Origin of the sequence: Salmonella sp. SAL04202 (assembly GCF_046550775.1) — a bacterium.
Classification (GTDB): Bacteria; Pseudomonadota; Gammaproteobacteria; order Enterobacterales; family Enterobacteriaceae; genus Salmonella; species Salmonella enterica.
Genome location: NZ_JBGDXK010000009.1, coordinates 1 through 24,442 on the forward strand (window position 1 = coordinate 1; position 24,442 = coordinate 24,442).

The 24,442-nt window shown below is 52.8% G+C and carries 20 protein-coding genes; 6 read left to right on the top strand and 14 right to left on the bottom strand.

Going from position 1 to position 24,442, the window contains the following annotated elements; all coding sequences use genetic code 11:
* From ccmA to torC, 5 genes are all read right to left on the bottom strand, one after another.
* The coding region (gene ccmA / locus ACLJQJ_RS22185; RefSeq protein WP_198870183.1) for a heme ABC exporter ATP-binding protein CcmA at window positions 1–392 on the bottom strand (392 nt) is incomplete at its 3' end.
* Between the two features lie 5 nt (window positions 393–397).
* Window positions 398–1,798, bottom strand: coding sequence for a cytochrome-c peroxidase (locus ACLJQJ_RS22190; protein ID WP_000724476.1), 1,401 nt, complete (start codon window positions 1,796–1,798; stop codon window positions 398–400).
* 189 nt (window positions 1,799–1,987) lie between these two features.
* Window positions 1,988–2,620 carry a molecular chaperone TorD gene (gene torD, locus ACLJQJ_RS22195; RefSeq protein WP_000595422.1) on the bottom strand — a complete coding sequence of 211 codons (633 nt, stop codon included), beginning with the start codon at window positions 2,618–2,620 and terminating at the stop codon, window positions 1,988–1,990.
* Window positions 2,613–5,165: a trimethylamine-N-oxide reductase TorA gene (torA, locus tag ACLJQJ_RS22200; protein ID WP_000790689.1), complete on the bottom strand. Its 2,553-nt coding sequence runs from the start codon at window positions 5,163–5,165 to the stop codon at window positions 2,613–2,615. The genes torD and torA overlap by 8 nt, the downstream gene beginning before the upstream one ends.
* Window positions 5,155–6,339, bottom strand: coding sequence for a pentaheme c-type cytochrome TorC (gene torC, locus ACLJQJ_RS22205; RefSeq protein ID WP_001230255.1), 1,185 nt, complete (start codon window positions 6,337–6,339; stop codon window positions 5,155–5,157). Before torC ends, torA begins: the two co-directional genes overlap by 11 nt.
* A 129-nt stretch (window positions 6,340–6,468) precedes the next feature.
* On the opposite strand from torC, the gene torR reads away from it, so the two are divergent.
* Window positions 6,469–7,161, top strand: a complete 693-nt coding sequence (gene torR, locus ACLJQJ_RS22210) for a two-component system response regulator TorR (RefSeq protein ID WP_001562512.1) — start codon at window positions 6,469–6,471, stop codon at window positions 7,159–7,161.
* Here the strand turns inward: torR and torT are convergent.
* The gene (gene torT, locus ACLJQJ_RS22215; RefSeq protein ID WP_001202039.1) at window positions 7,134–8,174 is read right to left on the bottom strand and encodes a TMAO reductase system periplasmic protein TorT; all 1,041 of its coding nucleotides are present in this window, start codon (window positions 8,172–8,174) and stop codon (window positions 7,134–7,136) included. The genes torR and torT overlap by 28 nt on opposite strands.
* A gap of 79 nt (window positions 8,175–8,253) precedes the next feature.
* Here torT and torS point away from each other — a divergent pair, with 79 nt between their 5' ends.
* A complete protein-coding gene (torS, locus tag ACLJQJ_RS22220) occupies window positions 8,254–10,989 on the top strand; it encodes a TMAO reductase system sensor histidine kinase/response regulator TorS (protein ID WP_063809470.1) in 2,736 nt (911 codons plus the stop codon).
* Window positions 10,990–11,093: 104 nt separating this feature from the next.
* Here torS and ACLJQJ_RS22225 read toward each other — a convergent pair whose 3' ends face one another.
* The 4 genes from ACLJQJ_RS22225 to yidA all read right to left on the bottom strand — a co-directional run bounded on the left by ACLJQJ_RS22225 (window position 11,094) and on the right by yidA (window position 15,390).
* A complete protein-coding gene (locus tag ACLJQJ_RS22225) occupies window positions 11,094–12,221 on the bottom strand; it encodes a DUF4056 domain-containing protein (protein WP_001258175.1) in 1,128 nt (375 codons plus the stop codon).
* The gene (locus ACLJQJ_RS22230) at window positions 12,218–13,357 is read right to left on the bottom strand and encodes a BamA/TamA family outer membrane protein (protein ID WP_023138228.1); all 1,140 of its coding nucleotides are present in this window, start codon (window positions 13,355–13,357) and stop codon (window positions 12,218–12,220) included. The genes ACLJQJ_RS22225 and ACLJQJ_RS22230 overlap by 4 nt, the downstream gene beginning before the upstream one ends.
* Complete coding sequence (locus ACLJQJ_RS22235; protein WP_063809468.1) at window positions 13,354–14,376, bottom strand: hypothetical protein; 1,023 nt, start codon at window positions 14,374–14,376, stop codon at window positions 13,354–13,356. Before ACLJQJ_RS22235 ends, ACLJQJ_RS22230 begins: the two co-directional genes overlap by 4 nt.
* A gap of 201 nt (window positions 14,377–14,577) precedes the next feature.
* The gene (yidA, locus tag ACLJQJ_RS22240; protein WP_000985571.1) at window positions 14,578–15,390 is read right to left on the bottom strand and encodes a sugar-phosphatase; all 813 of its coding nucleotides are present in this window, start codon (window positions 15,388–15,390) and stop codon (window positions 14,578–14,580) included.
* A 439-nt stretch (window positions 15,391–15,829) separates the two neighbouring features.
* Here yidA and ACLJQJ_RS22245 point away from each other — a divergent pair, with 439 nt between their 5' ends.
* Window positions 15,830–16,522 carry a hypothetical protein gene (locus ACLJQJ_RS22245; RefSeq protein WP_063809466.1) on the top strand — a complete coding sequence of 231 codons (693 nt, stop codon included), beginning with the start codon at window positions 15,830–15,832 and terminating at the stop codon, window positions 16,520–16,522.
* A 350-nt stretch (window positions 16,523–16,872) separates the two neighbouring features.
* On the opposite strand, the gene gyrB is transcribed toward ACLJQJ_RS22245, so the two are convergent.
* The 4 genes from gyrB to dnaA all read right to left on the bottom strand — a co-directional run bounded on the left by gyrB (window position 16,873) and on the right by dnaA (window position 23,042).
* Entirely contained in the window at window positions 16,873–19,287 is a 2,415-nt protein-coding gene (gene gyrB, locus ACLJQJ_RS22250) for a DNA topoisomerase (ATP-hydrolyzing) subunit B (protein WP_000072047.1), read from the bottom strand.
* 28 nt (window positions 19,288–19,315) lie between these two features.
* The gene (gene recF, locus ACLJQJ_RS22255) at window positions 19,316–20,389 is read right to left on the bottom strand and encodes a DNA replication/repair protein RecF (protein ID WP_031605939.1); all 1,074 of its coding nucleotides are present in this window, start codon (window positions 20,387–20,389) and stop codon (window positions 19,316–19,318) included.
* 147 nt (window positions 20,390–20,536) lie between these two features.
* Entirely contained in the window at window positions 20,537–21,637 is a 1,101-nt protein-coding gene (dnaN, locus tag ACLJQJ_RS22260; protein WP_000673474.1) for a DNA polymerase III subunit beta, read from the bottom strand.
* A 4-nt stretch (window positions 21,638–21,641) separates the two neighbouring features.
* The gene (dnaA, locus tag ACLJQJ_RS22265; protein WP_410967694.1) at window positions 21,642–23,042 is read right to left on the bottom strand and encodes a chromosomal replication initiator protein DnaA; all 1,401 of its coding nucleotides are present in this window, start codon (window positions 23,040–23,042) and stop codon (window positions 21,642–21,644) included.
* A gap of 660 nt (window positions 23,043–23,702) precedes the next feature.
* Between dnaA and rpmH the strand changes: the two genes are divergently transcribed.
* The 3 genes from rpmH to yidD are packed head-to-tail and all read left to right on the top strand — an operon-like array spanning window position 23,703 to window position 24,440.
* On the top strand, window positions 23,703–23,843 hold the full coding sequence (gene rpmH, locus ACLJQJ_RS22270) for a 50S ribosomal protein L34 (RefSeq protein ID WP_000831330.1): 141 nt from the start codon (window positions 23,703–23,705) through the stop codon (window positions 23,841–23,843).
* A 16-nt stretch (window positions 23,844–23,859) separates the two neighbouring features.
* On the top strand, window positions 23,860–24,219 hold the full coding sequence (gene rnpA, locus ACLJQJ_RS22275; protein WP_000239725.1) for a ribonuclease P protein component: 360 nt from the start codon (window positions 23,860–23,862) through the stop codon (window positions 24,217–24,219).
* Complete coding sequence (gene yidD / locus ACLJQJ_RS22280) at window positions 24,183–24,440, top strand: membrane protein insertion efficiency factor YidD (protein WP_001307474.1); 258 nt, start codon at window positions 24,183–24,185, stop codon at window positions 24,438–24,440. Before rnpA ends, yidD begins: the two co-directional genes overlap by 37 nt.
* Window positions 24,441–24,442 lie beyond the last annotated feature (2 nt).

Below are 24,442 nucleotides of genomic sequence, written 5' to 3' on the forward strand. Positions count from 1 at the left end.
TGCTGCCCGGCCGAGAGCCGGGCGACCGGCACGTCCTCAAATCCCGCCAGCCCGGCCTGCGCCAGCGCCTCCGGGAGGCGCGCGCCGTCGCCGGGGTGGAAGAAGTGCAGGTTCTCCCGCGCCGTCAGGCGGGTTTTGATCCCCGGCTGGTGCCCTATCCACAGCAGGCTGCGATGGAAGCTGTCGCGCACGCGGCGCAGGGGCTCGCCCTGCCAGTACACCTCGCCGCCGTCCGGGCGCGCCAGCCCGGTCAGCAGGCGCAGCAGGGTGGTTTTTCCGGCGCCGTTGCCGCCGGTGACCTGCACCCACTCCCCGGCCTCCACGGTGAACGACAGCCCGCGAAACAGCGTCCTCTCGTCCCGCTCGCAGTACAGATCTCTGGCTTCAAGCATCATTGTCATTGCGCATATTCAGGTTGATATGGCGTATAAACACCGGTCAGGCTTTCCAGGAAGGCGACGATATCGTCAATATCGTTTTGCGGCAGATCGGTGCCAACCTGATAACGCAGCATCAGTTTTACCGCGCCATCCAGCGTCGGTACGTCGCCCCGATGGAAATAAGGCGCTGTTAACGCGACGTTGCGTAAGCCCGGGACTTTTTGCCGTAATTTATCGCGAACCTCTTTGGTGACGTTCATACGACCAATATCCGCTGCGGTAATTTCGCCAAAATTAAAGTCTCGCTTTAATCCCAATGGTTCAAAAGAGCGCCCGCCTAAAATGATACCGCCGTGACAGGTTGCACATTTATTCTCTTTAAATAATTGATAACCGTGTTTCTGTTGCGCGGTCAGCGCATTTTCATCTCCACGTAGCCATTTATCAAAAGCGGAATCCGGCGTTATCAACGTTTTTTCGAATTCGGCGATCGCATCAGTAATATTTTCCCCGGTAAATCCTTGCGGATAAACCGCCTGGAAATCTTTTTTCAAGACAGGATCTTTATCAAGCTTGCTAATAATTTCATCCCAGGATTTAGAAGCCATTTCAATAGGATTTAACGGCGGTCCGCCTGCTTGCTCCTGCAGGGTTGCAGCACGGCCATCCCAAAATTGTTCGATATTAAATACGGAGTTGAATACCGTCGGCGCATTTATTGGTCCTACCGCACCGCCAACGCCAATTGAGGTTTTTCTGCCATCGACACCGCCTGCATTTAACGCGTGACAATGCGCACAGGATATTGTGCTGTCGCCGGATAAACGTTCATCATGATAAAGGCGGAAACCTAAGTCGACTTTTTTCGCATCGACGGGAATATTGCGCGGAATAGGCTGAACGGGTTCATTCCGGTGCGCGGGGTCGGTATCGGCGCTGGCATAGTTGCGCTCACGCTGATCGGCTATCCAGTTCAGGATGTCAGTACGCTCTTTATCGCTGACGCCCCCCGCCCAGTGCAGCGCGACATAGCGGGTTGGCGGCATAGTCTGATGTTGCATAACCCATTCAATTTTATTCAGTTCGCTTTGCGGCACCGGCGTATCCGCAATCAGGGCGGCCCGTACCGCCTCCAGGTTAAACGATTTGTAGCCAAGCTGGATATCGTAATCCATTAGCTGCTTTGCCACCGGAAAAGAGGAATAAAAAGGTAATTCAGCGGAAGGCGTATGACAATAATCACATCCTTTCTCCCTGAAATAACCCAGTATTTTATTATTTTCACCCACAACCGAGGCCTGCACATCGCTTTTTTTACTGCGCTGTTTGTCGTAATACCATACATACCCGGACAAACCTAAATAACATAACAGCCCAACGGTGATAACCGTTGTCGCATAGAGGGTAATTTTTTTCATATCACTATCCTTATGGGGTATTGCGGCATGATTAATTAAATTTTATTTTTTTACTCATGAGGCCCGTCAATACTAAATACAAACCCATCATGGATATTGATTGGTATCAATAATTACAATTGGCTAAACCTATAGATATGATAACCCCCGACTATCGTAAGATTTATTTTGCGATGCCCGTCACAGGGTTTATTCAACCGCAACAATGGATAAATCCTCTTTTCCGTCATCAAAACGAACGATAGCCAACAATAATTGACTTAACGCAGCATAAAAACCATAGGGATCATGCTTAAGGCAATTATTTGTAAATTCCGGAAGCCATTCCAGTAATGACGACAATGTTTTCTGGCGTAATTTATTCATTCTCCGTTGTTGGAACGATTCACCCAATGAAAAATGTAAATGGCTGAGTAATTCCAGATAAATCGCCAGGTGGTCGGTCGGCTCTTTAAAATCGTCGTTGACTTCCATCCCGGCTTCAAGCAATAAATGTTTAATCATGCCGGGTTCCTGCTGCGGGTATTGCGAGGCGTAGGGCAACGCCGATTTTTTATCCGTCATCAGGAACAATCCGCAAAAATCTGCGGCCAGCTCCAGCTGCGCATCCTGGCGCAGGCTAAGCGCGGCAATTTTTTGTTCGAGTAACGCCACCGACGCCGCCAGCGCAGGCTGACGCTTTAACAGCGCCAGCCAGTCCGCGATTTCCGCGGACTGTAATTGTATTAACCCTTCATCATCAACTTCCCGGAAAAAGAGTAACGCCAGCCATGCATATACGCAGGCGTACTGTTCCTGAGCAAGCGCTGGCTGCTTAATCATGCGGATTCCCCTGCGATGCGGGTACATATTCACACTGCGCGACCATCTCGACCGGACCGTTAAACGCCGTGACGTTATCCATAGGGCCGGTATATTTTTCAATTTCCACCAGCGTCGTATGCGCGCTGGTCGCCTGCGCGAGCTGTGATGTACCGATATCCAGCGTTAATACGTTAGGGTTGCCGTACTTACATAACGCGTTGAGATCGCCGCCTTTATCAGGATCGTACCAGGCGCCTTCATGAATTCGCGCCACGCCCGGCGCATAGCGATCGGAAACTACCGCTCCCGCCAGTACCTGCCCGCGTGCATTGAATACCCGCACGATGTCACCGTTGCGGATCCCGCGCGCGCTGGCATCCTGTGGGTTAATAAAGACCGGCTCCTTGCCGCCAACGGCATATTGCTGACGCAGCGTTTCCGACTCGCACAGTTGGGAATGCAGACGGAAATCAGGGTGGACGGACTGTAAGTGCAGCGGCCAGCGCTGCGATCCCGGCCCGCCATGCGAGCGTTCGATTTTTTCGAACCACATGGGATGGCCCTGACAATCGTCGTATTGCATGTCGGCGATCGTTTTAGAGTAAATCTCGATCAAACCGCTTGGCGTGCCCAACGGCTCCAGGTCCGGATCTTCACGGAAAGCCTGATGGCGCACAAACATCTGCGGATGATCAAACTCGATGTACTCCTGTTGATTCCAGAACACCTCGAAAGTCGGTAAGTGGATACCGCGACCTTTTCCCTGCTGGCTCCCTTCCTGCCAGATGCGTTTCAGCCAGCCCATTTCATCAAGACCTTCCGTGAATGCCGCTTCACGGTTAAAGCGTCGGCAGAGATCGCGGAAAATATCAAAGTCGTTACGCGCTTCAAACTGCGGCGACACCACCTGTTTCATGGCGATAATGCCGCGGTTAGAGTGGTTGCCGAACTGATCGAGGTCGTTACGCTCAAATTGGGTGGTAGCCGGCAAAACGATATCCGCAAAGCGGCAGGTCGACGTCCACTGGTTATCAATAGCGATGACCGTTTCCAGCTTGCGCCAGCCTTCAATTATGCGGTTAATTTGTTGGTGTCGGTGGAACGGGTTGGTTCCGGCGAACACGCACATCTTCAGCGGCGGTAATTTAACCGATTTGCCGTTCCAGTTAATGACCTTGCCCGGTTCAAGGATGGCATCCATAAAACGCGCAATAGGAATGGTGCTGCTGTAGCCTTTGTAATCCGTGCTGTCGTGCACTGGCGGAACGGTCGTCGAACCGGAAAAGCCGCTTAAAATGATCCCTTTACGGCCAGGCGTCCCGGCGCCGTTGTAGTGCCAGCCAAAACCAAAGCCGCCGCCCGGTAAACCAATCTGGCCCAGCATTGCCGCCAGCACGACGACCATCCATGACCACTGTTCGCCATGCTGCATACGTTGTACGCACCAGCCAGCGATGATTTGCGTTCTGTCGCCCGCCATCTGCCGCGCCAACGCGCGGATGGTGTCGGCGTCAATACCGCACAGTTTTTCCGCCCAAGCGGCATCTTTGGGCTGTCCATCTTTCTCGCCCAGCAAATAGGGGAGGAACTGGTCAAAACCGACGCAGTAGTTATCGAGGAAATTTTTATCGTACAGTTTCTCGCTGTACAGGGTATGCGCCAGCGCCAGTTGTAACGGGACATCCGTCTGCGGGTTAATGGCGATATGTTTGACCTTATCGCGCCCCAGATAATCGTGCGTGGAGGTGACGACCGGGTCGATGCTGATGACCGAGATAGCGCCGCTGGCAACTTTCTCTTTTAATTGTTCATAGTACTGATAGACATCGTGATCCGGGCACCACCAGTTTGCCTGCTGGTTTTTCACCATATCAGAACCCCATAGCACAATCGTTTTACTGTTCTGTAAAACCAGAGGCCATGACGTTTGCTGCTCGTACACTTCCATTGAACCCACCACACGCGGCAAAATCACCTGCGCCGCGCCGGTCGAATAGTCCCCTCCCGTGCTGACGCTATTGCCATGTAGCGCAATCGCGCGCGCCAGCATCCCGGAGGCATTATGGAACATGCCGGTAGATTGCCAGCCGCTCGCCGTCAGTAGCGCGCTCGGCCCGTAGGTTTTTTGCACCCGCTCCAGTTCCTGATAGAACAGATCCAGCGCTTCATCCCAGGAGACGCGCACAAAACGATTATCGCCGCGCTGCGAGGTGTCGCTTTGATGACCTTTGCGCATCCAGTCGACACGCACCATCGGATAACGGATACGCGCCGCGTTGTGGACGTGATCGGGCAGACCAGCAATCATTTTGGACGGGTATTTATCCTGTTCAAACGGTTTTGCCGCCACAAATCGACCGTCAACCACCGTGGCGCGAATCGCCCCCCAGTGAGAGCCGGTAAGGATACCCTCTTTCGTCGCGGCGCCTGGCGCAACGGCATCCGCTGCGCGGGCGCTACGGGGCGTCAGCAGTGACGGCCCCAGCATTCCTGCCACCGTCAAACCGCCAAGCTGCGCCAGAAAACGTCGACGAGAGACGTGTAGCGTGTCCTTATTTTTCATTGTTTTCTCCCTTATCGCTGTGCGGCGTGTTGGTGGTATCAGACGCATTCATCTGGAGATATTTCAACAAGGTACGTTCTTCACGCTTATCCAGACTGGTGAAACCGATCATGCCGTTGAGCGTGCCGATCCAGCCGTTAGCGTCAAAGTGCGCTTTGTCCGGCGCGCCGTGACACTGATTACAGGTGCCGTTATAGAGGGAGTCGGCATAGGCCCAAATCGGTTTAATGTCATTTACCATGTCGCCTTTTTGCATCCACGCAGTTGCCTGTAATTTGCTCCACTGAGTATTGGTCGCCGCGACGGTGGTCTCTTCCAGCGTTTTCACATGCTGTTGCACATCGCCGCGAATCGAGGCGACAAAAATACGTTTACCGGGCAACTGCGTCAGCACGCGCTGGCGACCGTCCGTCTCCGTCCAGCCTTCGATTTGCACTTGCAGCCAGTCACCGTCCCGTTTAAGGACTTTCACTTCAGAAGCAGGTAACAGCGAACCTGCCGGTTCTTTATCGCCTTTAGCGGCGTAAATCGGCTTGATATCCAGCGAATAGAGCGTATCGCCGTCATTATGCGTACTGGCGCTGGCGCGCAGTTCATCAAACTGTTTGCGGAAACCGCTGCTCATATCCGGTAGCTGGTGGGCAATCCCTTTATGGCAGTCGATGCAGGACTGATTTTCTTTCGCGGCGATTTTCATTTGCCGCGCCGCTTCCGGGTTCTGTTTCGCGTGATCCATCGCATCGTAGTTATGGCAGGAACGACAGGTCGCGGAGTTATTCTCTTTCATGCGCGCCCATTCACGCTCGGCAAGCTCGGCGCGTTTGGCTTCAAATTTTTCCGGGGTATCAATCGAGTGGGCGATAAATGTCTGGTAAAGATCGTTGCTGGCTTCCAGCTTACGTTTCACCATGCCTGGAATATCAGGGGGGATATGGCAATCGTGGCATTCCGCGCGTACGCCGGAAGCGTTCTGGAAATGTACGGACTGTTTATATTCCTGATACACCGGCTGCATACTATGGCAGCTGACGCAAAACTCTGTCGTACTGGTCAGTTTGATACCGACGTGAGGTAACACGATCAGCGCAACGCCGATCACAATCCCGACAATGACCAGCGCCAGTATCGACCAACGGGCGCTTGGCCTGAGTAGCGCTCTCCAGAGTTTTCGCATAATAGCCCCTGTAATTATATGGTTTAATGCGCAGATCTTATTCCGCAAATATGAACAGCGTCACTGGTCAGGATGAACGGGATACGGCAATATATGAACAGATATGAACAGAAAGAGACCGCGCGCAGGATGTCACATCACATTGTTATTGTTGAGGATGAACCTGTTACTCAGGCCAGATTACAGGCCTATTTTGAGCAGGAGGGGTATCGCGTTTCGGTGACCGACAGCGGCGCGGGCCTGCGCGACATCATGGAGCATGAGCACGTTTCGCTGATCCTGCTGGATATCAACCTCCCCGATGAAAACGGGTTGATGCTGACCAGGGCGCTACGCGAACGTTCCACGGTGGGCATTATTCTGGTGACGGGGCGTTGCGACCAAATAGACCGCATCGTCGGACTGGAGATGGGCGCGGACGACTACGTCACCAAGCCGCTGGAACTGCGCGAGCTGGTAGTACGGGTGAAAAATCTTTTGTGGCGCATCGATCTGGCCCGCCCCACGCCGCAAAATGCCAGTGAAAACTGCTATATGTTTTCCGGTTACTGCCTGAACGTGATGAATCACACGCTGGAGCACAATGGTGAAGCCATTAAGCTTACGCGCGCGGAGTACGAGTTACTGCTGGCCTTTGTGACCAACCCAGGCAAAGTGCTGCATCGCGAACGCCTGCTGCGAATGCTTTCCGCCCGCCGCGTAGAGACTCCGGATCTCCGCACGATTGATGTCCTGGTTCGCCGCTTACGCCATAAAATTACGCCGGAACTGCTGGTCACACAGCATGGCGAAGGCTATTTTTTAGCCTCGGAGGTGTATTGATACAGATAGACGGGCCGAAATCCCGGAGGCGATAGCGAACGGCGAACGCGCGCGCTGTCGGCGTTGTTATGCGTCAAAATAAGTACCGGCGGGCTGATATTTTCAGGCACCGGTTGCCCCTGTAAGACCTTAATCGACTGCGTTATCGCTAATTCTCCCTGCCAGGCCATCTGATCGCTGAGCGCCATCAGGATATGGCCGCGTTTTAAACCGCGATAAACCTGATGCGTCAGATAAAATGAGACGATCGTGAGCGGAGTCGTCAAATTTCGCCCTTCGCCCATCGCCGCCTCCGCCGCTATCGCCGACCCGGCGACCACATTGGCGTCCGGATGGCGTTCCAGCATTTCCTGGAGTAAGTTTCGCTGCACTTCAATGTCGTTATCGCCCCAGGCGATATCCACAATGTTGATGGCGCTGCCTTTAATTGCCTGACGAAAACCCGCCGCCATCTCCTGACTGCCGCCAGCTTCCTCCGGCCCCGGGAAGAGTAAAACGTTGAGCGTTTTTCCTTTGCTCCACTGCACCAGGAAACGTCCCGGCAGATAACCCATCTGAAACCACGGCAGACCGACGTGAGTTGCCACGCTAGCGTCGCGTATCACGTTCGCCACTTCAATAACCGGCACATTACCGGCATACCGTTCCAGTTCCGGGAAACGAATGGTACTGCTGCCAAGCAGAATAGCGTCGGCACCCCACTCCCGGCACTGCATCATTTGCTGTTGTTGCGTCGCCAGTTGCCGATAGCCATTCGCTTCCAGCACTTTTAAATCAACGCCATACAATTTGGCCGCTTTTTGCATCCCGTAGTTGACGGACAACCAGTAAGAATCTTTCAGGCTGGGGTATAATGCGCACAGTTTCCAGGGTTTACTCGCATTGACTGACGTTTGCCGCCAGGGAATCGCCCGATCGGCGCGCGTCCAGTGTAGCAGTCCGGTTTCGGCTGACGCCGTTTCTACATTCGAGACGATGATTATCAAAAAAAAGAACGAAATAAGCGCGCGCATGATAGCCCCACCAGCAACAAGGTTTTATCCTAATGGTTTTTCCGGCGGCAACTCAACCCATTTCACCCGCGGCGCATAAATGTCAACGCCTTCACTGACCCGCAGATTATGGCTGGCCTTCGCCCTGATGGCGGCACTCACTCTGCTCAGCACCGTGATCGGCTGGATAAGCCTGCGCGTCATTAGTCAGGTGGAGCAAACCAATACGCAAGCGCTGCTCCCCACGATGAATATGGCCAGGCAGTTAAGCGAAGCCAGCGCTTACGAGCTCTTTTCCGCGCAAAATCTGACCAATGCCGACAGTGAGGGCGTTTGGCTGGCGCAGGGGAAGATGCTGAAAGCGCAAAGCCTTAAAATTAACCATCTTTTGCAGGCATTAAGCGAGCAGGGATTTAATACCTCGGCCATCGCCCGGCAAGAAAAAGAGATTGCGCAAACGCTTGGGCAACAGGGAACGCTGGTCGGTGAAATTCTCACGCTGCGCGCACAGCAACAGCAGTTAAGCCGCCAGATTGCGGAGGCGGCGGAAAGCATTGCCGCCCAGGCTCACGGCCAGGCCAATAATGCCGCGACATCTGCGGGCGCCACCCAGGCCGGTATTTACGATCTTATCGAAAGCGGTAAAGGGGATCAGGCTGAACGCGCGCTTGACCGACTGATTGATATCGACCTTGAGTATGTGAATCAGATGAATGAGTTGCGGGTCAATGCCCTGCGGTTTAAGCAGCTCATTGTGACCTTAAAAGACGCGCAAGGGCTGAGCGATGCCGAGGAAACCGATGAAAAACTTAATCAGTTGGTTAAAATTTTATCCCGCCGCCAGCAGCGTATAGAAGATCCTACCGTTCGCGCCCAAATCGCCGACGCGCTGGAGAAAATAAACCAGTACACCACGCTGGTTACCCTGTTTCGTAAGGAAAACGCCATCCGCGATCAGCTTCAAACGCTTATGGCCAATAACCTCTTTCAGTTTACCCGCTTCAGTACGGAAGTGTCGCAGTTGGTGAACGCCATCGAAAAACGAAACGAGGCTGGGTTAGCGCGTCTTACACACGCCAGTCAGCGTGGGCAAATAGGGTTAGTGATCTTAGGCATCCTGGCGCTGTGCTCATTAAGTTTTATTCTTTGGCGAGTGGTTTACCGTTCCGTATCCCGCCCGCTGGCGCAACAAACGCAGGCCTTACAGCGGCTACTGGAGGGCGATATTGACTCACCGTTTCCGGAGGCGGCTGGCGTCAGCGAACTGGATACCATCAGCCGTCTGATGGAAGCGTTTCGCGCCAACGTGCGCAAATTGAACCGCCATCGTGAGGATTTGGCGGAACAGGTGCGTTCGCAAACGGCGGAGCTTCATGCGCTGGTGCTGGAACACCGGCAGGCGCGCGCCGAAGCGGAAAAGGCCAACGAGGCGAAATCGACGTTCCTTGCCGCCATGAGCCATGAAATTCGCACGCCACTTTACGGCATTCTCGGTACGGTACAATTGCTGGCCGATAAACCGCTCATGGCAAACTACCGCGACGATTTACAGGCCATTAATGATTCAGGCGAATCGCTACTGGCGATTCTTAACGATATTCTTGATTACTCAGCGATTGAAGTAGGCGGCACCAACGTTTCCATTAGCGAGGAACCGTTTGAACCGCGACAATTGTTGAATAGCGCGCTGCATTTAATGCACAGCCGCGTGCAGGTGGCGCTCATCACCGACTTTAGCGAGCAACTCCCTTCCACGCTACAAGGCGATCCGCGCCGGATACGTCAAATTGTGATTAATCTTTTAAGTAATGCGGCGAAATTTACCGATCGCGGCAGCATAGTGCTGCGCACGTTTTGCGACGATCAGAGCTGGTTTATTGAGGTTGAAGATACCGGATGCGGTATCCCTGAAGCAAAGCTGACGGCTATTTTCAAACCGTTTGTGCAGGCGACTGGACGCCGGGGCGGGACGGGCCTGGGGCTGGCTATCAGCGCCAGCCTGGCAGAGGCGATGGGCGGGACGCTAACCGTCACCAGTACGCTTCATGTTGGCAGTTGTTTTCGCTTACAACTGCCGGTTCGCCACCCCAAACCCGCAAGCAAAAATGCGTTCAGGGAACCGATAAATCTTAACGGACTACGCCTGTTGCTGATTGAAGATAATATGCTAACGCAGCGTATTACCGCTGAAATGCTCACGGGTAAAGGGGGGAAGGTCTCAGTAGCTGAAAGCGCGAATGACGCGCTACGCTGTTTAGCCGAAGGCGAGTCCTTTGATGTGGCGCTGGTGGATTTTGATTTACCGGATTATGACGGCTTAACCCTGGCGCAGCAGTTGATGAGTCAGTATCCCGCCATGAAACGCATTGGTTTTAGCGCGCATGTGATAGACGATAATCTTCGTCAGCGTACCGCCGGTCTTTTCTGCGGGATTATTCAAAAGCCCGTTCCCCGCGAGGAGCTTTACCGCATGATAGCGCACTATTTACAGGGCAAATCTCACAACGCGCGGGCGATGCTGAATGAACATCAGCTTGCCGGCGATATGGCGTCTGTCGGCCCGGAAAAACTCCGGCAATGGGTCGCGTTATTCAAAGACAGCGCGCTGCCTTTAGTCGAGGAGATCGAGGCGGCGCGCGCCATGAATGACGACGTTAACATTAAGCGGCTGGCGCATAAATTAAAAAGCGGCTGCGCCAGCCTGGGGATGACGCAGGCAACCGAAGCCTGTCGGGAGCTGGAATTGCAACCGCTTAGCGATATAGATATTAAAACTATCGTGACGCAGGGAGTGACGGCGCTCGACGCATGGATAGCCGGTCATCCTTCGCCATAATAGCTTCCGGCTCGCCAAACGACGCGTTTCACATCACCAGTTATCAGGACATAAAACAGTACGCCGAGGGTATAAGAGGGAACTAGCCTACGGCTACTGCCTGTTTAATGATTCTGTGTTTTTTCGTCCTGTAGCCGTGCCTGCTCCGCCAGGGCGGCAAAATCTTTTTCGCTGTAATAGTGCGCGGGAGGCGGTAGCTGCGCCATATCCTCGCTGGGCCACAATTGTAGTTGCGCCAGCGTGCTAAGCTGGATACCGCGCCAGCGATGGGGCAAGCTCAGCGGCAATAGCGGCATTATCTCGCCAGGAATGGCGGTCGGCAGGCGGTCATCGCCCATCTGATAATTACGATGCAGCACCAGATATTTTTCCGGTACCCGCCGCTGGCTGTTCCACCAACGGCCATCAAGCATATCAAACTGAAAACGGGTGATCTGCGTCGGCTGCGCTGCCAGCTGCGTCAGCGCTTGCCGCAGCGCAGTTTCCATCGCCGTGTTGTACATCTCTTGCGTTTTCGTCTGGCCGCCGACAATTAAAGACGCCGCCAGACGGGCACCCGCGAGGTTAGAATAGAGATCTTCCGGCGAAAAGGCCGATACTCCCTCAGAAAATCCGCGAACAGACTCGAAACCGTACCATTGGGCGATTTCGTGCCACTCCGCCACCTGGAACGCCAGATGCGCCGACAGCCAGGCGGCCAGCGTGTAACGCTCGCGTGCATCGACCGGAGGGGTAAAAGCAGTAAAAACCAGACGCCGTTCGGCCAGCTCCTCGCCCAGATTCAGCGTAAAAGCCTGCCCCAGCTTTGGTAGTAGTTGGCTGAAGATATACACTGTCATATCAGCGGTATCCCGCACATGTGCGGTGTCGATGAATCCGCCACGCAAGGTATACACAATACCGTTATTCTCACCGCTAAGGCCAATCAGGTTTGCCACGCCCGAGTACAGATGGTCGTTGTACTGATGATGCCCCAGCGAGTCCACCGTCACGACGTTATTTAACTGATAGAACGGAACCGGCAGTCCCAGCAGCTCGGCATGCAGGTCGTAACCAAAAGCGCAACACGGACGCAACCCCTTTGGCAGCGGCTGCGGCGGCATCGTCGGCCAGGCTTCACTGGCAACTGGCATTGGGAGAGAGGACAGATAGAGCGTCAGTGGTAAGGCGGCGCGGGCGCTCCCCGCCAGAAACAGCAGCGCCAGAAAGATAACCCGAACGACGGACCTCAAAATGCTTCTCCTACCTGAAAATAAAAACCGCTGCTAGCTTTGCCCACGCCGTAATCCAGCCGCACGTTGACGCGCGGCTTGAACTCAAAGCGATAGCCCACGCCCGCAGAAGGCAGCCATCGCCCGTCATCCAGATGGTGCAAAGACGATCCCATGGTGCCCGCGCCCACCCAACCGACAACGCCATGTCGCCAGCTCAGCTTATGGCGATATTCCAGCTGACCGCTGATAGCATTTTTATCGCGATAGCGCCCTTCATAATAGCCGCGCATACGATGGTTACTGCCCAGCAGCGGCAGCATATTCCACGGCACATCACCCTGAGTAAAGGCGCCGTCCGTTTCCCAGGCCAGCACATCTTTATCATTGACGGCATGGTAACGACTATAGTGCAGTTGGTATTCATCAAACCGCGTATCGCTACCGACGTCCGGTGCGAAGTGGGTATAGCGAAGGGTGGCATACTGCCCTTTGCGTGGGTTAGGTATAAAATCACGATCATCCCAGCTAATCTCAACGCTACCGCCGTTACTCAGTGAAGAACAGCCCTGCGCTGTACTTTGAATTTTGGGCGGATCGGTCTCATCAATTTGCGCGGCGTGCTGTATATCCAGCGTCCAGCCAACGCCAAGATAGATATTGTTGACCAGCCGACGATACAGCATGGGTTGCAGATCCAGCACCTGCGCAGTATAGGCCTGCTTATGGCTGTCTTTATCACCGGCGGCAAAACCCTGTCCCCAATAGTAAGTGGGCGTGTCGCTCAATGCGCCAGTGAGGAAGAAACGCCAGCGATCTTGCGCGAAAAAAGCGTAATTTTGCAGGCTTACGCCAAAAGCGCCTGTGGAGCTGAAATAGCCGCTCAGCGACAGCGTGGATACCTGGCTAACCTTATCGGCAGGATCGGGGCGATACATACCGACGATGGCGGTGCCGATGCCCAGCCCCAGTTCAGGGGTATAAAATGGCCCGGGCATTACTCCCCAGTTGACGCCTTTGGCGGCATCGTAAGTATCGCTATCCCCCATTTGTTGTAGCCAGCCGTCCACCTGACTGCGGCTGGGCAGCGCCGCCTGCGCCACGCCGGACAGCACACCGGCGACGCAAAGCAACAGTCGGCAATGGCAGCGGTTCAAAAGCGGTACTCACCGGCCACAAAGAAGCTATTGCGCTCGGCAAAGCCAAACTCGGTGGTAACGTTGAAATGGCGGGTTATTTCATACTGAGCGCCCAGCAGCATGTTCCACGGTGATTGTAGATGCTGTTTGACGTCAAAGCGGCCGTTATTGTTATAGTTAGCCATACTCACCAGCCTTTGTAGCGTCGCTGACGGCATGGTCAGGTCGTCGAGGCTGCCTTTAAACTCCTGCTGCACATCCTGATACATGCTGCCGACCCAGACGTTTAGCTTGCCCGACGGCAGATGCATCTTATCTATACCCGGGGTGGTAAAACGGTAACCAACGCGAGGTGAGACGGTAAAGGCGTCGATGCTGCCATCAAGAATATCGAACTGTGTCTGGGTGTAGTTAGCATCAACAGCGGTAAACCAGTTACCTACGCCGCCGACCAGCGTGGTGCCGATGCCATAGGTAGTGCCTTTAAAGTCGAGTTTAAACTTGAGGTTTTGCAGATCGGCGGGATGAAAAACGTGGCCATTTTTCGTCATCAACCCAACACCAATTTGCGAAACGGAATGACCATCGGTATAGCCCACCAGGCCGTACACATTCATAAATGGCAGCAGCCAGGCATCCAGCTTGACCGTTTCGGTCTTGCTCTTTTCACGGGTATTACCGACGTTAATTTTAAATGCGTTATCTAATGGAATTCCCCCGTTGGGACCTAAAGCCAGGCCATTAAAGTTGATGCTATCAACGTTAATATTCTGCCCAATATTCATATAGTTGATATTGAGGCCAAATGGATCGGGAAGCTCATAGCCACGCTTTCGGGCTTCATCACCCAGAAAAGGCAACACTGATGTACTGGCAGGCTTTGCCACCGGCGTTGTCGCCACTGGCGGTGTGGCAGCAGATGGGGCGTCATCCTGATAGCTATAAACCGGCGACAGGTTCGCCGGGGGGCTGGTAGCCGCCCAGGTAGAAAAAGCCATAGCGGGCAGCGCCAACAGCAAAAGGGAGCGTTTTTTCATAATGATGAAGCGTTTATTCTGGCGAGAAGCGCCGCCAGCTCGAAAGGAGGAGGGAGAATATAGTAATCGTCGCCTGGTGGGCGGGATTTCTGTGCGGATTAATCTTTTGAAATAAAAAACTATTTTCTACAACGTTTTTGTTGCAAGGCATTGGCTTCATGAGTGGAACTATCGGCCCGACGGCGATCGGGCCGGAGTGAATCAGGACAGAACATGTTGTTCAATCGCCCAAGCAACACCATCTTCAAGGTTCGATTTAGTCACAAAGTTAGCCACCTCTTTGACCGACGGAATGGCGTTGTCCATTGCCACGCCCATACCGGCGTATTCGATCATCGCAATGTCGTTTTCCTGATCGCCAATCGCCATCACCTCCTCTGGTTTAATACCCAGCGCCTCGGCCAGTGATTTTACGCCAGTGCCTTTATTAACCCGTTTATCGAGGATTTCAAGGAAGTACGGCGCACTTTTCAGCACGGTATACTTTTCCTTCACCTCTGCCGGTATACGCGCAATCGCCCGGTCGAGAACGGCAGGCTCATCGATCATCATAACTTTCAGGAACTGGGTGTTCGGGTCCATCTTCTCCGCTTCACAAAATACCAGCGGAATGGTCGCCACATACGACTCATGCACCGTGTAGTAGCTGATATCGCGGTTAGCGGTATAAAGCGTATTTCGGTCTAATGCGTGGAAGTGAGAACCCACCTCACGGGACAGTTTTTCCAGGTAACGGTAGTCATCATAGCTGAGCGCCGTTTGTGCAACCGTACTGCCGTCCCCTGCTTTCTGCACCAGCGCCCCGTTATAGGTGATGCAATAATCGCCGGGCTGTTCCATGTGAAGTTCTTTCAGGTAACTGTGCACACCCGCATACGGACGGCCTGTGGTCAGCACCACATTTACCCCTTTTTCACGCGCAGCGGCAATCGCGTTTTTAACCGCCGGAGAAATGGTGTGATCGGGCAGCAGAAGGGTGCCATCCATGTCGATAGCAATAAGTTTGATAGCCATGAAATCCCCGCATTAAATGAGTCCTGACTCATGCTAACGCGATTCCGCTCAAAAAACAGCAAAAGAGTCAGGGATAAAGGGGGATAAACTCTGGAAAAAGGATTCCTCTTTTGTCCGACATGATGAGGAGTTTAACGGTCTTTACAATGGTTGCTTCTATTGTGCATTGACCGATTTATCAGGCAATAACATACAGAAAAATAAAGGAGGTTATTGGGAAACTCACCGTCTATAGAAGAAAAAGAGACTGAGTGTCCCGTTAAACCATTTGAGGAATGAATAATTTGATGACAATTACCGTTAGTACTCTCTGAAAAAAATAAAAATAACACAGCTTTCGATTAAACGGCACACCGGTAAGAAAGCGCAGATAGAAAAAATAGCAATAAAATTAGCGGCGTGGTAATAATAACGAATATGACATGTAAGGAATACATTCATGAAAATAATTAAAATAATATCAGCCATTGCCATGAGTTATTTTTTAAGCGGTTGTATGACGTCATCTTTACTCGATACTATAAAAACGGAAAGCGCACCCACGACAGAAGTCTGGAAAACAGATGAAATAAAAAGTATCAAACCATCAACGACTACAAACGGAGAGAAAACGTGGACATTTGTTGGTGAAGACAATAATTATCAACTTGATATAAAAGATGATAATATCAACACAACAACCAGAAATTTCGTCACTTTACTGAATAATCCTCATATCGATAAAAGAATTATCGAATTTTCCAAACAGCTTTACTGTTCTACCGATAGTAAAAAAGGGAACAAACAAAATGAGTTTCATTGCGTCCGCCCTTCAGATATTAGATACAGTTATAAGTCTTTGACGGAAGAAGAAAAATCAAAAGTCAGAGAAGCATTTTATGTACATGAAAACGATCCTGGCAGTCCTTTTTATTTTACGTTAGCAGGAAAAATCCAACCCAAAGATGCCGATAATGAAAATGAAATATTACTAAAATCTTCCCATAAAATAAATTTCACACGTGATAAGAAGCATTTCTCGGCTAAGGTTTTATTAATGCCATTCTCTATTATTGGCGATGTTATCACTGCGCCCTTCCAGGCAATTGGCTATATTATTATCATGAATTCTTTACCGGCGATGCGCTACTAATAATAAAGAATGCCTGAATGTATTCAGGCATTCTATGTCAGCCTTACCTTGTCGGATGGCGGAGTAAATACTCTATCCAACCAACAAAGTATCTTTAATGCTAAACAATGGAAAATACATCAAGGATATATTATGAACAAATTATTAGAAATATTAATTTTAACGATACTTGTAGTGGCTATAATTCTTGGTATTGGATACGTCATTATATTGCACTCACTACCCCCGATGCGTTACTAAATCTCAGACTGCTGACAAACCTTCCAGGCGCTGTTAAATGTTGGGAATCGCTCCCCTCAACCTACAGACTAAATCTCTCCCTTATATAAGGGAGAGATTACGCGGGAATATTAAATATCAATATTCGCTGCTTTCAGGGCGTTCTCTTCAATAAAGGCACGACGCGGCTCAACGGCATCACCCATCAGCGTGGTGAACAGCTGGTCGGCAGCAATCGCATCTTTGACGGTCACGCGCAGCATACGGCGGCTTTCCGGGTCCATGGTGGTTTCCCACAGCTGATCCGGGTTCATTTCACCCAGACCTTTATAACGCTGGATAGCCAGACCGCGACGTGATTCTTTCACCAGCCACTCCAGCGCCTGCTCGAAGCTGGTTACCGGCTGGCGACGCTCGCCGCGTTCGATAAACGCGTCCTCTTCAATCAGACCGCGCAGCTTCTCGCCCAGCGTGCAGATACGACGATATTCCGCGCCGGTCACAAACTCGTGATCCAACGGATAATCGGTATCCACGCCATGCGTACGCACGCGAACGATCGGCTCGAACAGATTCTGTTCCGTATTAGTATGAACATCGAACTTCCACTGACTGCCGTGCTGCTCTTTCTCATTCAGCTCGGTAATCAGCGCATTCACCCAGCGCGTTACAGTCTGCTCATCAGAAAGATCGGCTTCGGTCAGAGTTGGCTGATACACCAGCTCTTTGAGCAGCGCTTTCGGGAAGCGACGCTCCATACGACCAATCATTTTCTGCGTGGCGTTATATTCAGAGACCAGTTTTTCTAACGCTTCGCCGGATAGCGCCGGCGCATGAGCGTTCGCGTGCAGAGTCGCACCGTCAAGCGCGATGGAAATCTGGTACTGATCCATCGCTTCGTCGTCTTTAATGTACTGTTCCTGCTTGCCTTTCTTGACTTTGTACAGCGGCGGCTGCGCAATGTAGACGTGGCCGCGCTCGACGATTTCCGGCATCTGACGATAGAAGAAGGTCAACAGCAGCGTACGGATGTGCGAGCCGTCGACGTCCGCATCGGTCATGATGATGATGCTGTGATAGCGCAGCTTGTCCGGGTTGTACTCGTCGCGACCGATACCGCAGCCCAGCGCGGTGATCAGAGTCGCCACTTCCTGAGAGGAGAGCATCTTGTCGAAGCGCGCTTTCTCGACGTTGAGGATTTTACCTTTCAGCGGCAGAATCGCCTGGTTTTTACGGTTACGCCCCTGCTTCGCAGAGCCGCCCGCGGAGTCCCCTTCCACCAGGTACAGTTCGGACAGCGCCGGGTCGCGTTCCTGACAGTCCGCCAGTTTGCCCGGCAGACCGGCTAAATCCAGCGCGCCTTTACGACGGGTCATTTCACGGGCGCGACGCGCCGCTTCACGCGCACGCGCGGCGTCGATAATTTTGCCGACGACGATTTTCGCGTCAGATGGGTTTTCCAGCAGGTATTCGCTCAGCAGTTCGTTCATCTGCTGTTCTACCGCCGATTTCACCTCGGAAGAGACCAGCTTATCTTTGGTCTGCGAGGAGAATTTCGGGTCCGGCACCTTCACGGAAACCACCGCAATCAGACCTTCACGGGCATCGTCGCCGGTGGCGCTGACTTTGGCTTTTTTGCTGTAGCCTTCTTTGTCCATGTAGGCGTTCAGCGTACGGGTCATCGCCGCACGGAAGCCTGCAAGGTGAGTACCGCCGTCGCGCTGCGGAATGTTGTTGGTAAAGCAGTAGATGTTTTCCTGGAAACCATCGTTCCACTGCAGCGCTACTTCCACGCCGATACCGTCTTTTTCGGTGGAGAAATAGAAGATATTCGGGTGGATCGGCGTTTTATTCTTGTTCAGATATTCAACAAACGCCTTGATGCCGCCTTCGTAGTGGAAATGATCTTCTTTGCCATCGCGCTTGTCGCGCAGGCGGATGGAGACGCCTGAGTTCAGGAATGACAGTTCACGCAGGCGTTTCGCCAGGATCTCATATTCAAATTCAGTGACGTTGGTGAAGGTTTCGTGGCTCGGCCAGAAACGTACCATCGTGCCGGTTTTATCGGTATCGCCAGTGACGGCCAGGGGTGCCTGCGGCACGCCGTGCTCGTAGATCTGACGGTGAATTTTGCCATCTCGCTGGATAACCAGTTCCAGTTTTTGCGACAGAGCGTTGACTACCGAGACGCCCACGCCGTGCAGACCGCCGGAGACTTTATAGGAGTTATCGTCAAATTTACCGCCCGCGTGCAGAACGGTCATGATCACTTCCGCCGCCGAGACGCCTTCTTCCGGGTGAATCCCGGTCGGAATGCCACGGCCATCATCCGTTACGGACACGGAATTATCGGCGTGAATAGTCACGACGATATCTTTACAGTGACCCGCGAGCGCTTCGTCGATAGCGTTATCTACCACCTCGAATACCATGTGGTGCAGACCGGTGCCGTCATCCGTGTCGCCGATATACATACCCGGGCGCTTACGCACCGCATCCAGCCCTTTCAGGACTTTGATACTGGAGGAGTCATAAGAATTCGACATCAACGTTTCTCGCTCATTTAATCTTGGGTTAATCCGTTATTTTACCCTTTTCCACGGTAAACATCTTCGAATTTTCATCCGACATGTCTATAACGTGTTCAGCGCTAATTGCGCTGACAAAGACCTGCGATTGCGTGGCTTTTAAGCGGCTGGCCAGCAGTCCGCGACGCGCATCGTCAAGTTCAGAGGCAAAATCATCTATCAGGTACAGGCAGCGCCGCCCGCTTTCGCGGGTGAGGAACTCGCCCTGCGCCAGACGTAAGGCGCACATCAATAACTTTAGCTGCCCGCGCGACAGGGTATCTTCCACCGGCGCGCCGTCAGCGCGAATGCGAAAGTCCGCTTTATGCGGCCCGTACGCGGTGTAGGTCAACATACGGTCACGCTCAAAGCTTCGCTCCAGCACGTCCGCATAGTCTGTCTCTTTCTCCCAGCCGCGCTGGAAAGAGAACGTCAGGGAAAATTCAGGTAAAAACTGCTGACAGGTATCCGCCATGTCCTGTGCGATAGCGCTACTGTACTCCGCCCGCCAGGTACTAATTTGTTCCGCCAGCGGAATCAGCTCTTTATCCCACGGGCGCAATTGCTCATAACGACTCACCTGGCGCAGCGCAGCATTACGCTGTTTCAGCAATCGTTTCAGGTTGCTCCAGGCGGTGAAGAATCCGGCTTCGTTGTGAAAGCATCCCCAGTCAAGGAACGCTCTTCTGTATTTGGGGCCGCCGTTGAGTAAAGTAAACCCCTCCGGCGTAATCAACTGCATCGGCATTAAATGCGCCAGCTCCGCGATCTTGTGACCGTCGGTACCATCGATACGGACTTTGCTGTCGCCCTGCTTATCTTTGGTTAAGCCAATCGACGTCTCACGCTCTTCGCCCTGTAATCGCCCGTGAAGAACAAACGCTTCCTGCTCATGACGAATCACGCGGCCAGGCTGCAAACTGCGAAACGCCCGACCGTGGCCAAGCGTATAGATAGCTTCCAGCACGCTGGTTTTGCCGCTACCGTTGGCGCCAACCAGGAAATTAAAGCCGGGGGATAAAGCGAGATCCGCATTTTCTATGTTGCGGAAGTCTTTGATTAAAAGGCGCGTCAGTGACATATATTAGTACATTCGTCCAGGGGCGTGTGTGTCGCAGCCAGTTCGTCTACCGCCAGCGCGCAGAAAGCGGAGCGTACACGAAGTACGTGAGCATTTCGAGCACTGCCGGGAGGCGAAATGGCAAGTAAACCAGCCCCTTTTCAGATTCTACAGCCTCATTGGCATAACAACATAGGCAGCCGACTGTGACGCCGCATCCTCAATCTGTACGCTGGATACGGAATCCGTCAGCATAATGCGCACGGTCTCGCACTTCAGCGCATTGAGCACGTCCAGCACATAGCTAACGTTAAAGCCGATTTCCATCTCCGTCCCGCCGTAGCTCACGTCCAGAATCTCTTCCGCTTCTTCCTGTTCCGGGTTATTGGCGGTGATTTTGAGCTGATTCTCACTGACGTACAGACGCACGCCGCGGAATTTCTCATTCGAGAGGATTGCCGCGCGGGCAAACGCCTGCTTGAGGATATCGCAGCCCGCTTCCAGATGTTTATCCGGATTCTTCGGCAATACGCGACGGTAATCCGGGAAACGACCATCCACCAGCTTCGAGGTAAAGATAAAGTCGCCGACGTGCGCGCGGATATTATTACTGCCGATCTGCACGCGCAGCGGGTTTTCACCGCCGTCGAGCATACGCATCAGTTCAATCACGCCTTTACGCGGCACAATCACCGAGTGGCTGGGTAAAGACGCTTCCAGCGGCATTGAACACACCGCCAGACGGTGGCCGTCGGTCGCGACAGTACGCAGTTCGCTACCTTCCGTTTCAAACAGCATACCGTTTAAGTAGTAGCGCACATCCTGATGGGCCATCGAAAACTGGGTCGCTTCAATCAGGCGCTTCATCGTGGCCTGCGGCAGCGTAAATTCAACTTCGCTTTGCCAGTCGTCAAGATTCGGGAAATCGGCGGCAGGCAGCGTAGACAGCGAGAAGCGGCTACGGCCAGAACGCACCAGCATCCGATCGCCTTCCAACTGAACGGCAATCTCCGCGCCCTCCGGCAGGCCGCGGCAGATATCAAAGAATTTCCGCGCCGGCACGGTAGTGGCGCCCGGCTCATGCGGCTGAGAAAGCGTAACGCGCGCGACCATCTCCATTTCAAGATCGGTGCCGGTCAGAGAAAGCGTACCGTCCGCTACCTGGAGGAGCAGGTTACCGAGAATCGGCAGCGTAGGACGACCGCCCAGCGGGCCGCTGACCTGCTGAAGCGGTTTTAATAAATGTTCACGTTCAACGGTAAATTTCATAGGATCACGACGACAATGTTCTGATTAAATTCGAAAAATCTTCTTTGATATCGTGGCTTTCTTCACGCAGTTGCTCAATTTTACGACAGGCATGAAGTACGGTAGTGTGGTCGCGCCCGCCAAACGCATCGCCGATTTCCGGCAGACTGTGGTTGGTGAGCTCTTTTGCCAGCGCCATAGCCATCTGGCGCGGACGTGCTACCGAGCGAGATCGACGCTTAGAAAGCAGATCCGCAATTTTGATTTTGTAATACTCGGCCACCGTCTTCTGAATATTGTCGATGGTGACCAGTTTTTCCTGCAACGCCAGTAAATCGCGCAGCGCTTCGCGCACAAAGTCGATAGTAATCGCCCGGCCGGTAAAGTTGGCATTGGCGATCACCCGGTTCAGCGCGCCTTCCAGTTCACGTACGTTAGAGCGTAGACGCTTGGCGATAAAGAACGCGACCTCGCCTGGCAGACGAATATCATTTTCGTCCGCTTTTTTCATCAGGATCGCCACGCGGGTTTCCAGTTCTGGCGGTTCGATCGCCACTGTCAGCCCCCAACCAAAGCGGGACTTGAGGCGATCCTCAACGCCGTTGATCTCTTTCGGATAGCGATCCGACGTCAAAATGATCTGCTGATTGCCTTCCAGCAGAGCGTTAAAGGTGTGGAAAAACTCTTCCTGGGATCGTTCTTTATTGGCGAAGAATTGAATATCGTCGATCAGCAATGCGTCAACGGAGCGGTAGTAGCGTTTAAACTCTTCGATGGCGTTATTTTGCAGGGCTTTTACCATGTCCTGCACAAAGCGCTCGGAGTGCATATACACGACTTTCGCGTTGGGTTTGCGCGCCATAATGCCATTACCCACCGCGTGCAGCAGGTGAGTTTTACCCAGACCGGTGCCGCCATAGAGGAATAAGGGGTTATAGGCGCCGCCAGGATTATCCGCCACCTGACGTGCCGCCGCGCGCGCCAGTTGGTTGGATTTACCTTCGACGAAGTTATCAAATGTATGTTTTACATTGACGTTAGAGCGGTAGGTCGGCTCCGCCGGCGCTGGTACGTTATCCCAGCCAGAACGGGCCGCAGGCGCTACGCGCTGCGGCTGCGCCGTCGTTGTCTGCGCAGGCGCGACAACGTTATGCACAGGCGTTTTTAGCGTTTGCGTAACGGGCTTTATTCCCACTTCAAAACGCAGTTGTGGGGCATCCGCGCCGCAGAATGTGTTGAGTAATCCATTGATATTGTTGAGGTACTTATCTCTTACCCAATCGAGCACAAAACGGTTTGGCGCATACAAAGCCAGCGTGTTATCGCTCAGTTCCGCCTGCAACGGGCGTATCCACATACTGAATTCTGTGGCTGGTAACTCATCCTGCAATCGGGCAAGACACTGCTGCCAAAGCGAAAGTGACACGGCGGACTCCACTCGAACAAAAGTCGATAAATGACAAAGGCTGATACATTAATGATTGTTGGCGCACGTCGATAAGACCCTGCATGAAGGGTGACGCACGAACCGCTGTCTGCGGTTTTCACGGATCTTTCAAACGATCGCGACTTCACGCAGTCTGAAAGATTTCGTGTTCATGCCTGACCAGGATCGTTTGAAACGATCAGGACCGCGGATCATAGCCTAAACTGAGCAAGAGATCTTCTGTTTCTCACAGATTCTTCCCTATTTATCCACAGGACTTTCCAGGAAAGGATAAGTGTAATCGATCCTGGGGAACTCCTGTACGCTTTCGCGCGCATATTGAAAAAATTAATAGGTAAAGGTGAGCAGACGCCTAAAAGATCGCATAAAGATCCAGGGCGATCCTTGCGCTTTACCTGGCAGTCCGTATAATTCTCCACCCGTCGCGCAATGCCCGTCATATGGCGTCAACGCTGCTTATTTTCCGCACAAAAAGGCGTGGAAAATCGCGGGAAAATAAGGAAAGAGAATTGACTCCGGAGTGTACAATTATTACAATCCGGCCTCTTTAATCACCCACACTGTGGCGTAAGTCGTTCAAAGTTTGTTCGGGTATACGCAAAAGTCAGTGAATTTATTCAAGTTTAGGTAGAAATCGCCATGAAACGCACTTTTCAACCGTCTGTACTGAAGCGCAACCGTTCTCACGGCTTCCGTGCTCGTATGGCTACTAAAAATGGTCGTCAGGTTCTGGCACGTCGTCGTGCTAAAGGCCGCGCTCGTCTGACCGTTTCCAAGTAATAAAGCTAACCCCTGAGTGGTTAAGCTCGCATTTCCCAGGGAGTTACGTTTGTTAACTCCCGCTCATTTCACATTCGTCTTCCAGCAACCTCAACGGGCTGGCACGCCGCAAATCACCATCCTCGGCCGCCTGAATTCGCTGGGGCATCCCCGTATCGGTCTTACCGTCGCCAAGAAAAATGTTCGACGTGCGCATGAACGCAACCGGATTAAACGTCTGACGCGTGAAAGCTTCCGTCTGCGCCAGCATGAACTTCCTGCAATGGATTTCGTGGTGGTGGCGAAAAAAGGGGTTGCCGACCTCGATAACCGTGCTCTCTCGGAAGCGTTGGAAAAATTATGGCGCCGCCACTGTCGCCTGGCTCGCGGGTCCTGATAGCCCTTATTCGGGTCTATCAACGCCTGATCAGTCCGCTGCTTGGGCCGCATTGTCGTTTCACGCCAACGTGCTCAAGCTACGGAATTGAGGCATTGCGCAGGTTTGGAGTGATAAAAGGCAGTTGGTTGACGGTGAAACGCGTATTAAAATGCCACCCTTTACACCCTGGTGGTGACGATCCCGTCCCGCCCGGACCATTTGATACCAGAGAACACTAACG

Bases quoted from the DNA above. Each gene is read 5' to 3' on its own strand.
- ACLJQJ_RS22190 (WP_000724476.1), bottom strand. From the start codon at position 1,798: ATGAAAAAAATTACCCTCTATGCGACAACGGTTATCACCGTTGGGCTG.
- torD (WP_000595422.1), bottom strand. From the start codon at position 2,620: ATGATTAAGCAGCCAGCGCTTGCTCAGGAACAGTACGCCTGCGTATAT.
- torA (WP_000790689.1), bottom strand. From the start codon at position 5,165: ATGAAAAATAAGGACACGCTACACGTCTCTCGTCGACGTTTTCTGGCG.
- torC (WP_001230255.1), bottom strand. From the start codon at position 6,339: ATGCGAAAACTCTGGAGAGCGCTACTCAGGCCAAGCGCCCGTTGGTCG.
- torR (WP_001562512.1), top strand. From the start codon at position 6,469: ATGTCACATCACATTGTTATTGTTGAGGATGAACCTGTTACTCAGGCC.
- torT (WP_001202039.1), bottom strand. From the start codon at position 8,174: ATGCGCGCGCTTATTTCGTTCTTTTTTTTGATAATCATCGTCTCGAAT.
- torS (WP_063809470.1), top strand. From the start codon at position 8,254: ATGTCAACGCCTTCACTGACCCGCAGATTATGGCTGGCCTTCGCCCTG.
- ACLJQJ_RS22235 (WP_063809468.1), bottom strand. From the start codon at position 14,376: ATGAAAAAACGCTCCCTTTTGCTGTTGGCGCTGCCCGCTATGGCTTTT.
- yidA (WP_000985571.1), bottom strand. From the start codon at position 15,390: ATGGCTATCAAACTTATTGCTATCGACATGGATGGCACCCTTCTGCTG.
- ACLJQJ_RS22245 (WP_063809466.1), top strand. From the start codon at position 15,830: ATGAAAATAATTAAAATAATATCAGCCATTGCCATGAGTTATTTTTTA.
- gyrB (WP_000072047.1), bottom strand. From the start codon at position 19,287: ATGTCGAATTCTTATGACTCCTCCAGTATCAAAGTCCTGAAAGGGCTG.
- recF (WP_031605939.1), bottom strand. From the start codon at position 20,389: ATGTCACTGACGCGCCTTTTAATCAAAGACTTCCGCAACATAGAAAAT.
- dnaN (WP_000673474.1), bottom strand. From the start codon at position 21,637: ATGAAATTTACCGTTGAACGTGAACATTTATTAAAACCGCTTCAGCAG.
- rpmH (WP_000831330.1), top strand. From the start codon at position 23,703: ATGAAACGCACTTTTCAACCGTCTGTACTGAAGCGCAACCGTTCTCAC.
- yidD (WP_001307474.1), top strand. From the start codon at position 24,183: ATGGCGCCGCCACTGTCGCCTGGCTCGCGGGTCCTGATAGCCCTTATT.